At 67.3% G+C, this 13,660-nt stretch carries 11 protein-coding genes and 2 tRNA genes; 4 read left to right on the forward strand and 9 right to left on the reverse strand.

Going from position 1 to position 13,660, the window contains the following annotated elements; translation table 11 throughout:
- Window positions 1-141 precede the first annotated feature (141 nt).
- Window positions 142-813: an endonuclease III gene (gene nth, locus EBL85_RS01270; RefSeq protein ID WP_123140464.1), complete on the reverse strand. Its 672-nt coding sequence runs from the start codon at window positions 811-813 to the stop codon at window positions 142-144.
- A gap of 130 nt (window positions 814-943) precedes the next feature.
- On the opposite strand from nth, the gene EBL85_RS01275 reads away from it, so the two are divergent.
- Window positions 944-1,657: a lytic transglycosylase domain-containing protein gene (locus EBL85_RS01275; RefSeq protein ID WP_123140465.1), complete on the forward strand. Its 714-nt coding sequence runs from the start codon at window positions 944-946 to the stop codon at window positions 1,655-1,657.
- Between the two features lie 8 nt (window positions 1,658-1,665).
- Here EBL85_RS01275 and cls read toward each other — a convergent pair whose 3' ends face one another.
- The 4 genes from cls to EBL85_RS01295 all read right to left on the reverse strand — a co-directional run bounded on the left by cls (window position 1,666) and on the right by EBL85_RS01295 (window position 4,735).
- The gene (gene cls / locus EBL85_RS01280; RefSeq protein ID WP_123141946.1) at window positions 1,666-3,105 is read right to left on the reverse strand and encodes a cardiolipin synthase; all 1,440 of its coding nucleotides are present in this window, start codon (window positions 3,103-3,105) and stop codon (window positions 1,666-1,668) included.
- A 94-nt stretch (window positions 3,106-3,199) separates the two neighbouring features.
- Window positions 3,200-3,286 (reverse strand) — tRNA-Leu (locus tag EBL85_RS01285).
- A 49-nt stretch (window positions 3,287-3,335) separates the two neighbouring features.
- Complete coding sequence (locus EBL85_RS01290; protein WP_123140467.1) at window positions 3,336-3,788, reverse strand: tetratricopeptide repeat protein; 453 nt, start codon at window positions 3,786-3,788, stop codon at window positions 3,336-3,338.
- 134 nt (window positions 3,789-3,922) lie between these two features.
- Window positions 3,923-4,735, reverse strand: a complete 813-nt coding sequence (locus EBL85_RS01295) for an inositol monophosphatase family protein (RefSeq protein WP_123140468.1) — start codon at window positions 4,733-4,735, stop codon at window positions 3,923-3,925.
- A 99-nt stretch (window positions 4,736-4,834) separates the two neighbouring features.
- Between EBL85_RS01295 and EBL85_RS01300 the strand changes: the two genes are divergently transcribed.
- The 3 genes from EBL85_RS01300 (at window position 4,835) to EBL85_RS01310 (ending at window position 7,770) form a co-directional block, all read left to right on the forward strand.
- Window positions 4,835-6,316: a mannose-1-phosphate guanylyltransferase/mannose-6-phosphate isomerase gene (locus EBL85_RS01300; protein ID WP_123141947.1), complete on the forward strand. Its 1,482-nt coding sequence runs from the start codon at window positions 4,835-4,837 to the stop codon at window positions 6,314-6,316.
- A gap of 234 nt (window positions 6,317-6,550) precedes the next feature.
- Window positions 6,551-7,642 (forward strand): redox-regulated ATPase YchF, encoded by a 1,092-nt coding sequence (gene ychF, locus EBL85_RS01305; RefSeq protein ID WP_123141948.1) that lies wholly within the window; start codon window positions 6,551-6,553, stop codon window positions 7,640-7,642.
- Window positions 7,643-7,693: 51 nt separating this feature from the next.
- Window positions 7,694-7,770: transfer RNA gene (locus tag EBL85_RS01310), tRNA-Met, on the forward strand.
- Between the two features lie 275 nt (window positions 7,771-8,045).
- Here EBL85_RS01310 and EBL85_RS01315 read toward each other — a convergent pair.
- The 4 genes from EBL85_RS01315 to EBL85_RS01330 all read right to left on the reverse strand — a co-directional run bounded on the left by EBL85_RS01315 (window position 8,046) and on the right by EBL85_RS01330 (window position 13,660).
- The gene (locus EBL85_RS01315) at window positions 8,046-8,462 is read right to left on the reverse strand and encodes a 3-phosphoshikimate 1-carboxyvinyltransferase (protein ID WP_123141949.1); all 417 of its coding nucleotides are present in this window, start codon (window positions 8,460-8,462) and stop codon (window positions 8,046-8,048) included.
- Between the two features lie 474 nt (window positions 8,463-8,936).
- The gene (locus EBL85_RS01320; protein ID WP_223805998.1) at window positions 8,937-10,589 is read right to left on the reverse strand and encodes a diguanylate cyclase; all 1,653 of its coding nucleotides are present in this window, start codon (window positions 10,587-10,589) and stop codon (window positions 8,937-8,939) included.
- Window positions 10,590-10,661: 72 nt separating this feature from the next.
- Window positions 10,662-11,036 (reverse strand): response regulator, encoded by a 375-nt coding sequence (locus tag EBL85_RS01325; RefSeq protein ID WP_123141950.1) that lies wholly within the window; start codon window positions 11,034-11,036, stop codon window positions 10,662-10,664.
- Window positions 11,033-13,660 carry a CHASE domain-containing protein gene (locus EBL85_RS01330; protein ID WP_123141951.1) on the reverse strand — a complete coding sequence of 876 codons (2,628 nt, stop codon included), beginning with the start codon at window positions 13,658-13,660 and terminating at the stop codon, window positions 11,033-11,035. Before EBL85_RS01330 ends, EBL85_RS01325 begins: the two co-directional genes overlap by 4 nt.

Genomic DNA, 13,660 nt, shown 5'->3' on the forward strand with positions numbered 1-13,660 from the left:
GCGCAAAGAGACTGATGCGTGATGACGGCGTGCGGTCGTGGACGGTGCGGGTCCGGTGCGGGTCCGCGCTGCCGTCGGATGATCGCGCCCACTGGTGGCTGGAGGCTGATCGCTGGCGGCTGGTCGCTGTCGCCTGACCGCTCAATCCCCCTTCGCGTCCTTCGCGCCTTCGTGGTTCACCCCTCCCGATTTCTCCGGATACTCGCAGAGGTCGGCGATGGGGCAGGTGGGGCAGCGGGGGGCGCGGGCGGTGCAGGTGTAGCGGCCGTGGAGGATCAGCCAGTGGTGGGCGTCGTGCAGGTAGGGCTCTGGCACCTGTTCGAGCAGGCCGCGCTCGACGGCGAGCGGGGTGCGCCCGGGGGCGAGGCCGGTGCGGTTGGCGACGCGGAAGATGTGGGTGTCGACGGCCATGGTCGGCTCGCCGAAGGCGGTGTTGAGGACGACGTTGGCGGTCTTGCGCCCGACCCCGGGCAGGGCCTCGAGGGCGGCGCGGGTGCGCGGCACCTCGCCGGCGTGGTGCTCGATCAGCCGTTGGCAGGTGGCGATGATGTTGCGCGCCTTGGTGTTGAACAGTCCGATGCTGCGGATGTGCTCGCGCACGCCCTGTTCGCCGAGGGCGAGCATCGCCGCCGGGGTGTTGGCCGCGGCGAAGAGCCCGGCGGTGGCGCGGTTGACGCTCTTGTCGGTGGCCTGGGCGGAGAGCAGCACCGCGATCAGCAGCTCGAAGGGGCTGGCGTAGATCAGCTCGGTGGTGGGGTGGGGGTTGGCGGCGCGCAGCCGCTCGAAGAGGTCGCGACGGGTGCTGAGCTTCATCGGGCGTGTCGGGTCGGGGCGCAAAAGGCGGTCATTGTAACCGGATGGGTGACGCTGCCCGCGTGTCCGGGCTCTGTTAACCTAGCCGCATGCATTTGGCCGAGATCATCCGCTCGGGGGAGTTCCACCCATGCCGTTGCTGTTGGTGCTGTTGCTGATCCTGCCGTCTGCCGGTTGGTGTTCGCTCTCCGATGGCCAGCGTCTGCTGCCGGTGGCGCCGGACGTGCCGCGTCCGAGCCGCGCCGAGGTCGAGGCGATGGTCCCCGAGATCGCCAAGGCCCGCGGGGTCGAGGAGGCGCTGGTGCTGGCGGTGATCGCCGCCGAGTCGAACTTCAACGCCCATGCCGTCTCCCACGCCGGCGCCGTCGGGTTGATGCAGCTGATGCCGGAGACCGCCGCCGACTACGGCGTCGGCTCGGTCGAGTCGCTGTTCGACGCGCGCACCAACCTGCGTGTCGGCACCCGCCATCTCAAGCGCCTGCTCAACAAGTACGACAACGATTACGGGCGCGCGGTGATGGCCTACAACGCCGGCGAGGGCGTGGTCGATCGCACCAACAGCCGGGTGACCTATCTCGAGACCCTCAACTATACCGAGGCGGTGTTGTTGCAGTACGTCCGCAACGGCGGTCGGGCGCCGACCCAGGCGGCGCTGCGTCAGGTGCGCGCGCTGCGCGGGATGCGTCACGCCGGGGGCGCGCGACGGCTGATGAAGCGTTATCTCGACCCCTCGCTGCTCTCGCTCAAGGTCAAGCCGACGCTCGACCTGCCCTCGCTCAGCCCCCGCCTCCACGAGCCCGGTCCGGCCAGCCGACCGATGTTCGAGCTCGACACCGGGCGCTGAGCCGGCCCTCAGAGCACCGGGCCGAACATCGCCACGGCGTTGTTGACCAGGTGGCGCGGCAGCGACCAGGCGGCGACCGCCGCGCGGGTGATCTCGCGCGACTGGGCGAGATAGTCCTGCTGGCGCGCGCGCAACGCGGCGGTGAGCGTGGGGTCGTGGAAGAGGATGTTGTTCTCGTAGTTGAGCTCGAAGCTGCGGCGGTCGAGGTTGGCCGAGCCGATCAGCGCCACCGCGCCGTCGAGGGTCAGCGACTTGGTGTGCAGCAGCCCCGGCTCGAACTCGAAGATCCGCACCCCGGCCTCGAGCAGTCCGGCGTAATAGCTGCGGCTGGCTGCGCCGACGATCAGCGAGTCGTTGCGCGCCGGCAGGATCAGGGTGGTGGCCACGCCGCGGTAGGCGGCGGCGCAGAGCGCATCCTGCATCGACTCGTCGGGGACATAGTAGGGGGTGGTGATGACCAGCTCGCGGCGCGCGGTGTGCATCAGCGTCTCGAACACCTCGGGCATCGCCGAGTAGCGCACCGTCGGTCCGGTACCGATCACCTGCGCGGCGAAGCCGTCGGGATGGGCCTGCGGCAGCGGTCGGGCGAGCAGCTCGTCGAGCGGGTCGTCGACATGGCTCATCCAGTCGCTGGCGAAGAGGTGCTGGTTGTAGCGCGCGATCGGTCCCTCGAAGCGGATCACCGCATCGACCCAGGGGGCGTAGCGCGGCTTGACGCGGAACTCGGGGTCGGCGCAGTTCTGGCTGCCGCAGTAGGTGATGCGGTCGTCGATGACGACGATCTTGCGGTGGTTGCGCAGGTCGATGCGGCCCTTGATCGGGCGCATCAGCGGGTTGCCGATGGGCAGCGCCGTGGCCAGCCGCACCCCGGCCTCGCGCATCGCGCGCCAGTGCGGCGAGCGGATCAGCGCGCGCGCGCCGAGGTCATCGGCCATCGCCCGACAGGTGACGCCGCGCGCGGCGGCGCGCGAGAGCGCGCTGGCGACCCGGCAGCCGTTGCGGTCGGCCAGCCAGATATAGAAGAGCACGTGGACGTGATCGCGCGCGGCGTCGATGTCGGCGACCAGGGCGTCGATGGTGGCGTCGGAGTCGGCCATCAGCTGGCCACGATTGCCGCCGACGGCGCGATAGTCGCAGATCGACTCGCCGAGTCGGAAGAGGTGCGCGTAGCGCTCCGGTACGTCGGGCGGATGTCCGGGGGGCGGGGCGGGCAGGCGCGCGAGCACCGCGCGCAGCCGTGCGACACGGCTGCGGCCGATACCGACCTCGCCGAAGAACAGATAGGCGAGCATGCCGACCACCGGGAAGACCAGCACCACCACCACCCAGGCCACGCGCGAGGCCGGCTGACGGTGTGGGCGCAGCAGCACCCGGACCAGCACCGTGATCTGCAGCGACAGGTGGAGGAGATAGAGCAGGACGGTGACGATGGTGGCGGTGGTGCTCACGGGGTCCCTCGCGCGCTGTCCACGGATGAGGCGCCGACGCGGGCGCTCACGCAAAAAAGGCCAGACGGGCGTCTGGCCTTTTTCGGAATCGGTCTGGTACCGGGAGCCGGACTCGAACCGGCACGGTGTTGCCACCGTCAGATTTTGAGTCTGATGCGTCTACCAATTTCGCCACCCCGGCAACGCAGCGAACAATTATAAGGCGCAATGCGCGTGCGCGCCAGTCCCTGTTAGCCGCCTTCCTCGAAGCCCGCCAGCCGATAGAGCCGCTTGGCCTCCTCCGGGTCCTTGTCGACGCCGAGCCCCTCCTCGTGGAGCATCGCCAGGGTGGTCATCGAGCCGATCAGGCCCTGGTCGGCAGCCTTGCGGAACCAGCGCGCCGCCTCGGCGTGATCCTGCTCGGCGCACTCGCCCTGCATGTACATGAAGCCCAGCCCGTGCTGCGCCAGCCCCAGGCCGGCCTCGGCGGCGGCGTGCATATAACGATAGGCGAGCGCGCTGTTGGCGGCCATGCCGAGCCCGTTCTGCGCCATGATCGCCATCCGGTACTGGGCCTCGGGGTTGCCGCCCTCGGCCAGCGGGGCGAGCAGGCTGGTGGCGCTGGTGAACTGGCGCGCCTCGAAGGCGGCGATACCGCTGGCCAGATCCATGTCCAGCCCTTGCATGTCGTCTCGATCGCTCATGCTGAAAGACTCCGTGACTGTCCGCGCTCGGGTCCGAGTCGCGCCCTGTCTTCGGTGGACGCGATCCCGAGCAGCAATGCTGACGCAAGCCGAGGTGTGATGCCAGCCCTGGATACACCTCGGTTGTTGGGGGATCAGGTCTCGATCAAGGGTAGGGCGACGAACGCGTGCCAGAGTTCGAACAATCGCCGATCGGCGGCGGCGAGGGCGACGCGCGGCTCGAGATCGAGTGTCTCGACCGGACTGACGCCGCCGGGGCGGTAGAGCCGCGCGGCCACGCCGGCCTCGTGTGCGATCAGCCGCCCGGCGGCGTAGTCCCACAGCTTCTGCCCGCCGTGCAGATAGAGCTGGTAGCGCCCGCAGGCGAGCCAGCACCACTCCAGCGCCACCGCGCCGAGGTTGCGCTGCGAGCGAAAGCCGCCGGGACGCAGCAGCGCCGGAACGCGCTTCGGCGGCAGGCGCTTGAAGTCGACCATGGCGATGCAGTCGCCCAGTGCCGGGCCGGGGGCGAAGGGCGCGATCGGGGTGCCGTCGAGCTTGGCCCCGGCGCCGCGCACCGCGCTGAAGCACTCGTCGCGCACCGGGTCGAGGACCACGCCGAGTTCCACCCGGGCGTGACGGACGAGTGCCAGGGAGATGGCGAAACCGGGGAAGCCGCAGGCGTAGTTGCCGGTGCCGTCGATCGGGTCGAGCACCCAGACGCCCTCGGGCGACTCGCTCAGGCGCGCTTGCTGCGCCGCCTCCGACATCTCCTCGCCGAGCAGCGGGATGCCCGGATACTCCGCCGCCAGCGCTTCGGTCAGGCGTTGCTGCACGGCCAGGTCGGCGCTGGTCACCAGGCTGCCGTCACCCTTGGTGTCGGCCTCGATCCGTCCCCAGCGGGGCAGGATCTCGGTGCCGGCGACCTCGCGCAGCAGCGCGCCCAGTCGTATCGGATCGGGTCTCATGCGACCTCCTTTCTCCGTCCGTCGGTTTGGCCCGGTCTGGCCCGGATTGGTGTAATCTTACGGGCCAAGTCCTTCAACTTCAGCAACAGGTACCCGTTGATGCTTCTGCAACCCGTCATCCTGTCTGGAGGCTCGGGGACACGGCTCTGGCCGCTCTCGCGCGAGGCCTACCCCAAGCAGTTCCTGCCGCTCACCGGCGAGCACACCATGCTCCAGGAGACGGTGCGCCGTCTCGACGGGCTCGAGCGCGAGCATCCGCGTCAGGGGGCGGGCCTGGTCGACCCCATCGTCGTCTGCAACGAGGCACATCGCTTCCTCGTCGCCGAGCAGTTCCGCGCCGTGGGGCGCCGCGCCGCGGCGATCGTGCTCGAGCCCGAGGGCCGCAATACCGCCCCGGCGCTGACCCTGGCCGCACGCATCGCCGTCGTCGAGGGCGCCGATCCGGTGCTGCTGGTGATGCCGGCCGATCACACCATCGCCGACGAGCCGGGGTTCCGCGCTGCGGTCTCCGACGCCTTCGCGCTGGCCAGCGACGGGGCCGTGGTCACCTTCGGCATCGTCCCCGGCAAGCCCGAGACCGGATATGGCTATATCCGTCGCGGTCAACCCTATCACGGTGACGGCCTCGATGGGGCGGCCTACCGGCTCGATGCCTTCGTCGAGAAGCCCGATGCGGCCACCGCCGAGTCCTATCTGGCCAGCGGCGATTATCTCTGGAACAGCGGCATCTTCGTGCTCCGCGCCTCGCGTTGGCTGACGCTGATCGAGCGCTTCCGCCCCGACATCGCCGAGGCGGTGACTCGCGCTTGCGCGGCGGTGAGCGATGACGGCGATTTCCAGCGCGTCGATCCGGCGCTGTTCGCCGCCTGTCCGAGCGACTCGATCGACTATGCGGTGATGGAGCGCCTCACCGCCGAGGGTGAGTCGGTGCCGGCGGTGGTGCTGCCGCTCGACGTCGGTTGGTCGGACGTCGGTGCCTGGCCGGCGTTGTGGGAGGTGCGCGCGCGCGATGCCGAGGGCAATGTGCGCGACGGCGACACCTTCGTCCACGAGGCCGCCGACAATCTGCTGATCGCCCAGCATCGCATGCTCGCGGTCATCGGTGTGAACGACCTGATCGTGGTCGAGACCCCGGACGCGGTGCTGGTCGCCGACAAGGCGCACGCCCAGGATGTGAAGGCGGTGACCGAGTCGCTGCGCCGTGATCAGCGCAACGAGTACCGTCATCACCAGCGTGTCCACCGCCCCTGGGGGGCCTACGAGTCGATCGACCAGGGCGCGCGCTACCAGGTCAAGCGGTTGACGGTGAAGCCGGGCGAGTCGCTCTCGTTGCAGATGCACCACCACCGCGCCGAGCACTGGATCGTCGTCTCCGGCACCGCGCGGGTGACGTGCGGCGAGGAGACCTTTCTGCTCACCGAGAATCAGTCGACCTATATCCCCGTCGGGACTCGCCACCGCCTCGAGAACCCCGGCACCATCCCGTTGGAGCTGGTCGAGGTGCAGTCCGGCAGCTATCTCGGCGAGGACGATATCGTCCGCTACGAGGACCGCTACAACCGCGACGCCAGCGATTGCTGAGTCGGCCAGCCGTCGCCAGCCGTCGGCTTCCAGTGGAGCGCAACGCCGGCGCCGGAGTCTTGAATATCCCATGCCTTTGCGCTCTTCGCGTCCTCGCGGTTCAATCCTCCCGGCTGGCGGCTGGCGGCTGGCGGCTGGCGGCTGGCGGCTGGCGGCTGGCGGCTGGCGGCTGATCGCGGTTCAATCCCCTTGATGGGTGGTGTAAAATGAGCGGTTTTCCAGCGAGACCTCGCCATGGGATTCAAATGCGGTATCGTCGGCCTGCCCAACGTCGGTAAGTCGACCCTCTTCAAGGCCCTGACCAAGGCATCGATCGCGGCCGAGAACTATCCCTTCTGCACCATCGACCCCAATGTCGGCGTGGTGCCACTGCCCGACCCCCGGCTCGACGTGATCGCCGGCATCACCAAGCCCGAGCGGGTGCTGCCGACCACCATGCAGTTCGTCGACATCGCCGGTCTGGTGGCCGGCGCCTCCAAGGGCGAGGGGCTGGGGAACAAGTTCCTCGCCAACATCCGCGAGACCGACGCCATCGCCCATGTGGTGCGCTGCTTCGTCGACGACGATGTGGTGCACGTCGCCGGCGGCGTCGATCCGCTGCGCGACATCGAGGTCATCAACACCGAGCTGGCGCTCGCCGACCTCGAATCGGTCGAGCGTGGGCTCGATCGTGCCCAGCGCATGGCCAAGACCGGCGACAAGAAGGTGCTCGCGCGCAAGGAGCTGCTCGAGCGCGTGCGCGCGCAGCTCGACGGCGGTGCACCGGTGCGTGCGATGGGGCTCGACGAGGACGAGCAGCTGGAGCTGCGCGACCTCTTCCTGCTCACCGCCAAGCCGACCATGTACATCGCCAACGTCGCCGAGGACGGTTTCGAGGACAATCCGCTGCTCGACGCGGTGCGTGGACTGGCCGCCGAGGAGGGCGCCGAGCTGGTCGCGGTGTGCGCCGCGATCGAGGCCGAGGTGGTCGAGCTGGAGGACGCCGAGCGCGACGAGTTCCTCGCCGAGCTGGGACTCGACGAGCCCGGGCTCAACCGCGTGGTGCGCGCCGGCTACCAACTGCTGGGTCTCGAGACCTATTTCACCTCCGGCCCGAAGGAGACACGTGCCTGGACCATTCCCGCCGGCGCCAAGGCCCCCCAGGCCGCCGGGGTGATCCACACCGACTTCGAGCGCGGCTTCATCCGCGCCGAGGTGATCGCCTACGAGGATTTCGTCGCCTGCAAGGGTGAACAGGGCGCCAAGGAGGCGGGCAAGCTCCGTTCCGAGGGCAAGGAATACGTGGTCAAGGACGGCGACATCGTCCACTTCCGCTTCAACGTCTGAAAAAGGGGTTGACAGCAGAGGCCGGGGTCCGTAAAATTCTCGGTCTCTTGAGGCTACGTAGCTCAGTTGGTTAGAGCATCGCACTCATAATGCGAGGGTCCCCTGTTCGAGTCAGGGCGTAGCCACCATCTTCCGTACAGCGTGCAACGAGCCGCCCCCGTCCGTGGGGCGGCGCACCTGTTCTTACTCCCCAAGCAATCGTGAATCCTGGCCTCAATCATGGGTCGCGGAGTCGTGTGCGTCATTCCCGATAGCGTCTCTCCTGTACGTCCCGACCGCACCCGCTTGACCGCCTGCTCCTTGAGCCGCGGCCTGTGTGTCCGCTGCGGGCTCTTCTGCATCGCGCGCTCCATGCGTTGATCGTCGCTCCGGGTGTCTCACCGTGGAGGCATCCCGGGTCAAGCTATGACTTGAACCAGTCCCAAATCCCAAGGGAAAAGCCCGGAATGAGATCGATCCCTGCCGCCGACTTGGCGAGATAGAGCGCCAGCAGTCCCATTAAGACGCTGAAGATCAGAAAGATGGCGAGAAGAGCCGTCTGTAAAAACAGCCCGATCTGATGTTCGCCTCGCGACAGCTCGCGACGGTTGCGGCCCAATAGCAGGACGAAGTAATAGCGATAGTGGATGAACTTCAGGGTGCCGCGCCAATCGACCGAGTGATTGCCCCATTTGCGGTCGACAAGCGCCAACTTGAGATAGGAGAGCTGCTCCTCGGAGAAGCTCGTCTGTATCTTCGGCGGCATTCGTGCCATGAGGTGCTGCAATGCTGCGTCTTGACGCAGTTCATCCCGTAGCTGGTCGGATTCGAGTGGATTCATGCGCCATCCCTTTTGCAGTCTGCCTGGTGTTTCAGCGGTCATTCCTTTCCGATCATGACAGCGGCCAGTGCTCTCGATCTCCATCGCGTTGAGCCCCTCTACTGCGTGGTCGCTCGCTTCAGGGGCCAAGCATCAAACTAGTCAGTGTGACGGCTGGAAGTGCGGCGATGTGCCTGTCGACATCGACTGGGAGGGCATCGCTCGGGTCGTGGCCGACTGGGGCACCGACACCTCGGATCCTGATCCCTGCCAGCCATTGAGCGAACAGAATGGGTGAGTTGGCGGAGGTCCTGCGCAGACCGATCAGATCCCAGGCGCGTGTCAGGGAGTCTCGATGTCAAAGACCGGATGCGAGGGTCTGCGATAGATGTTCGGTGACACCGGCGCATGCCGCTCGGTGGGCGCTGTGATGAACAGCGTCGCCTCGCTGAGCCCTGAGGTGACTCGGGGCAATCGATTCCAGACCTCGTGCATTCAAGGCGGTGTCGCTGATCCGCTGTCTGCGTTGGCGCATACGACGCGATTGCGCCCGAGTCGCTTGGCCTGGTAGAGCGCCGCGTCGGCGGTTGAGGTCAATGCGATGCTGGAATAATGGTCGTCAAGCTCGGCGAGTCCGGCACTGAAGGTGCACTGAAAATGGCCGCTTGCGTTGGGCAGACGCAGCAGGGCGAATTGCTCGCGCAGGGCGTTCATGACCTTCTCGGCCGCGGCGATCGTGGTGTCGGGCATCAGCACCGAGAATTCCTCGCCGCCATAGCGGCCGATGACGTCGTGGCGTCGCAGACGTTTGCGCAACATCTGCGCCAGACTTCTGATGACCCGGTCGCCAACGGGATGACCATAGGTGTCGTTGACCTGTTTGAAATGATCGATGTCGAGTATGGCGAGCACAAGTGGAGCGTCGCTTCTGCTCGAGCGGGCGACCTCGGTCTCGAGATGCAGGTCGAAAGCGATGCGGTTCAGCAGTCCCGTCAGACTGTCCTGACGGATGAGCGCGGTGAGCGAGCGGAAGCGTGAGACACGCAGCTCGACCGCCCTCACCAGATCGACGTCCGGGATGGGCTTGGTGAGGAAGTCGTCGGCACCCGTCCCCATCGCGGACAGTTGCTGCTGGCGATCGGATTCGCCGGACAGAAAGACGATGGGGATGCCGGCATGGCGCTCCTCCTGCCGTACGACGCGTGCGGCCTCGATGCCATTGCAGTCGGGCATGTAGAGATCCAGCAGGATCAGCTCGGGCTCGAATGTGGCGATGCTGTCGAGCAATGCGCTCGGCTCGCTGATCGCGTATGCCAGCATGCCCGCGTCTCTGAGCACCGCCACGTAGTAGTCTCCCAGTGGCACCGAGTCGTCGAGGATCAGCACACGGTAGGGGTCGGAGGCGTGCGTGCAGGTCAGCTTGTCGAGCAGGTCGGCCAGACTATGGACGTCGATCGGTTTGGACAGACAGGCATCGGCGCCGCTGCGCACCGCGGCCAGGCGGCTGTCCCAGTTCCAGTGACTGGACACCATGATGAGTGGAGGCTCGGTGCCGGTCCGGTTTGGCGAGGTGCTGGATGGGGTTGCCGATACCCCCCCTTCGGGAAGGGGCGAGCAATCCGAGACGATCGCCCGAATCCGCTGCGTCTCCAACACCGCTCGAGCCCGTGCTAATGACTCGCACCAGATGACATCCCAGCCGTAGTAGCCAAGTTGCTCCACCAGGTCTTCGGCACTCGCCCGATCCTCTTCGATCAGCAGCAGACAGGAGGGGGCCTCCCCCCTGGTCTCCGCCGGGATCGGTTCGAGGCGTGCCGGCTCGACCGCTGCGGCGGTCTCGAGGGCCTCCGGGATCTGCAACGCATACCGTCTCAAGGCCTTGAGGCGGGCACCGATGCGCTCGAACAGCTCCAACCGGACGGATTCTTCTTCGCTCTGGTCGAGGCGCTCGAGCACGTCCTCGATCTCCCTGGCCTGGTCGCCGAGCCCGGGCTGCCCGAATGTCCCCGCGGTTCCGGCCAGGCTGTGCACCGGCCGGTGAAATGCCTCCAGGGCGGCCGGGCGGCCTGCTGTCTCAAGCACATGCGACCAGCCGCGCTCCAGTTCATCGATTCGTTCCGGAAGCTCCGCGAGGAAGCGCTCCCGCATTCGGCGCAGTCTCTCGCCACGGCTCGTCTGAGATGTCGACATGAGCGCCTCCATGATGGCTAAGAGATGGGGTCAGGCAGCCGAGTGCCCCAGGAGGGCGCGAATCTCATCGCTCAGGCGCATGGGGTCGAAAGGCTTGGAGATCACTCCGAGCGCCCCTGTCGCTTCGAGCTGCTCGCACTCTTTCGGTTGGACCTTGGCGGTCATGAAGATGACCGGGGTTTGGGCCAGATGGGGCAGCTGGCGCAGCCGTTGGAGCGTGGTCGGACCGTCCATGCCCGGCATCATGACGTCGAGCAGGATGAGGTCCGGCGCGAGTTCGGGCGCGCGGCTCAGCGCCTCGTCCCCGGATGCGCACTGGGTCAGCCGAAAATCCTCCTCCAGCGCGAACTCGGCGATCTGCCGGATATCGGACTCGTCCTCGATATGCAGGATGTGCAGTGTCATGGCGTGCTCCTGGGATTCGGATCGTCCTCGTTTGTCGGTGCGGGGCTATCCGCGCGGTCTTCGCTCCATTCGGGCAGATCGAAGTAGAAGGTCGTGCCCCCGCCTGCCCGAGAGGTATAGCCGATGCATCCATGGTGTCGCTCCAGGATCGCTTTGGTGATCGAGAGCCCCAGGCCGGTTCCGCCCTTTTCGCGGCTATCGGAGCTGTCGGCCTGGGCGAAGCGTTGGAAGATGTGATCCTTGAAGGACTCGGGAATGCCTGGGCCCTGGTCCTCGACCAGGGCGCGGAATCCTTGTGCGTGACGCCGCAGCCCGATCTGGACCTCCCCGCCTTGAGGCGAGTATTTGACCGCATTGGAGATGAGGTTGGCGAAGACCTGCAGCATGCGATTGTCGTCCGCCAGCACCGGGGCGCGCTCGAGCTCCACACGACCCGTGAGCTTCACCTGGAGCTGGCGGGCGTAGCCCTCGTTGGCCTCCAGTGCCTGGCGGGCGAGGGCGGCGAGATCGGTGGGGTGGAGATCGAAGTGCATGCGCCCGGAGGCGATCTTCTCGAGATCGAGGATGTCGTCGATGAGCAGGGTCAGGCGCGCGCTGTTGCGCTCGGCCATCTCGAGCATGGTGCGAACCTTCTCGGGCAGGGTCTCGGCGTAGCGACCGACCACCAGCCCGAGCGCGCCGCGGATGGAGGTGACGGGCGTGCGCAGCTCGTGACTGACGGTCGAGATCAGCTCGCTCTTCATGCGCTCGAGCTGCTTGCGCTCGGTGATGTCGCGGATCATGCCGATGAAGAAGGGCCGACCGCTGCGTTCGATGCGCGAGACCGCCAGTTCCATGGGGAAGACGGTGCCGTCCTGGCGTCGCCCCTTGAGCTCGCGGGTGACGCCGATGACCCTTTTGTCACCGGTGCGCAGGTGATGGCTCATGTAGCCGTCGTGGCCGCTGCGATAGGGCTCCGGCATCAGCATGCTGAGGCTGCCGCCCACCACCTCGGCGGCGGTATAGCCGAAGATGTGCTCGGCGGCCGGGTTGAAGGAGATCACCCTGCCGTCGGGACCGGCGGTGACGATGCCGTCGATCACATTGTCGAGGATGGCCTGGGTGTGCTGCGACTGGTCCCTGAGCGCGAACTCCGCCTGCCTGCGCGCGGTGATGTCGGTGAAGACCGCGTAGACCTGGTACACCCCGGCGCCGGAGGCGTCCTGCCTGGGGTAGGCGTCGACCTGGACCCAGCGCCAGGGGGTGGCGCGGGCGTGACGGATCCCCATCACCACGCCGGTGACGGGTGCGCCGAGCCGCAAGGCCTGGATGACCGGGTAATCGATGCTGGAAAAGGTGCGCCCGTCCTCGCGAACGACCTGCCAGAGCGAGTCGATCGAGGTGAGCTCGCGCATCTGCTCCAGGGCGGCGCCGAGGATGCGCTGGGCGGCTGGATTGGCATCCAGGATGCGGCCCTCGGCGTCGTGGATGACCACACCCTGGCCCAGGTGCAGGAAGACCGAGCGGAAGCGCTCCTCGGACTCCTGGCGCCGCGCCGTCATCTCCTCGGCCAGTGCCAGCGCCTGAGCGCGGCGGTCCAGCAGCAGCCGGGTCACGGCGAACAGGGCCAGACTGATGCCGATACCCAGTCCCAGCACCAGCCAGATGGTCGCCATATCGGTCTCGGCGGCAAAGCCCGGCCGGCTGTAGAGGTTCAGGGTCCAGGTGCGGCCGTAGGCCTGAATCCGCTGCAGGCCGGTGTGGCTCGGGTTCGGGTTCGGCTCCGGGTCGTGCTGCTCGACGGAGTCGTACATGAGGGCGTCCGGATCGGTGCCCTCGCCATCGTAGATCCTGAAGTCGATCGCCAGGCTGCGCTTGCCGAGGATCCCGGCCATGAGGTCGTCGACCCGATAGGGGCTGTAGACGAAACCCCGCAGCGCCGCCCAGCGCTCCGCCGCCGTGTCGAGGGGCAGACCGGGCCGATAGATGGGGACGTACATGAGGAATCCGGCCTGTTCCTTGCCGTGAGTCTCCTGCACCAGCCGGACCTTGCCCGAGATGGTGGTGGCGTCGGTGTCGACGGCCGCCTGCATGGCCGCGCGGCGGATCTCCTGCGAGAACATGTCGTAGCCGAAGGCCGCCAGGTTGCGCCCGGAGAACGGCTCCAGATAGACGATGGCGGTATAGAGCGCACGCTCGCCGGGCGGCTTGAGCCGGTAGTCCGGGAAGCCCTCGGCGCGCACGGCGGCGACATGGGCGGCCAGCTGGTCGGGTCGGACGAGCTGGCTGTAGCCGACGCCGAGGATGCCGGGATAGTTCTCCGTCAGGCGCAGGCGCTCCACATAGGTATGCCATTCCTGGCGAGAGACCGTCTCGCTGGCGTCGAAGAGTCCGGCGCCGCCGAGCAGGATCTGCTCGTGGTCGTGCAGACGCTCGTCGATCGCCTCGCGGATCTCTTGGCTAAGCAGATCGAACTGCCGGTCGGCGATCAGCTGGCGCTGCTCGATCAGCCCCTGCCAGGCCAGCAGGACCGGCAGCAGCGCCGCCAGCAGCACGATCCAGGCGAGATAGCGACGGCTGTTCGTGCTGCTGGGTCGCGCGGACCGGGCGAGGCGCTTCGGGGTGGGGTGGGTTCTGTCTCTCAT

The sequence above is a fragment of the Marichromatium sp. AB32 genome (assembly GCF_003718675.1).
GTDB classification, from domain to species: domain Bacteria; phylum Pseudomonadota; class Gammaproteobacteria; order Chromatiales; family Chromatiaceae; genus Marichromatium; species Marichromatium gracile.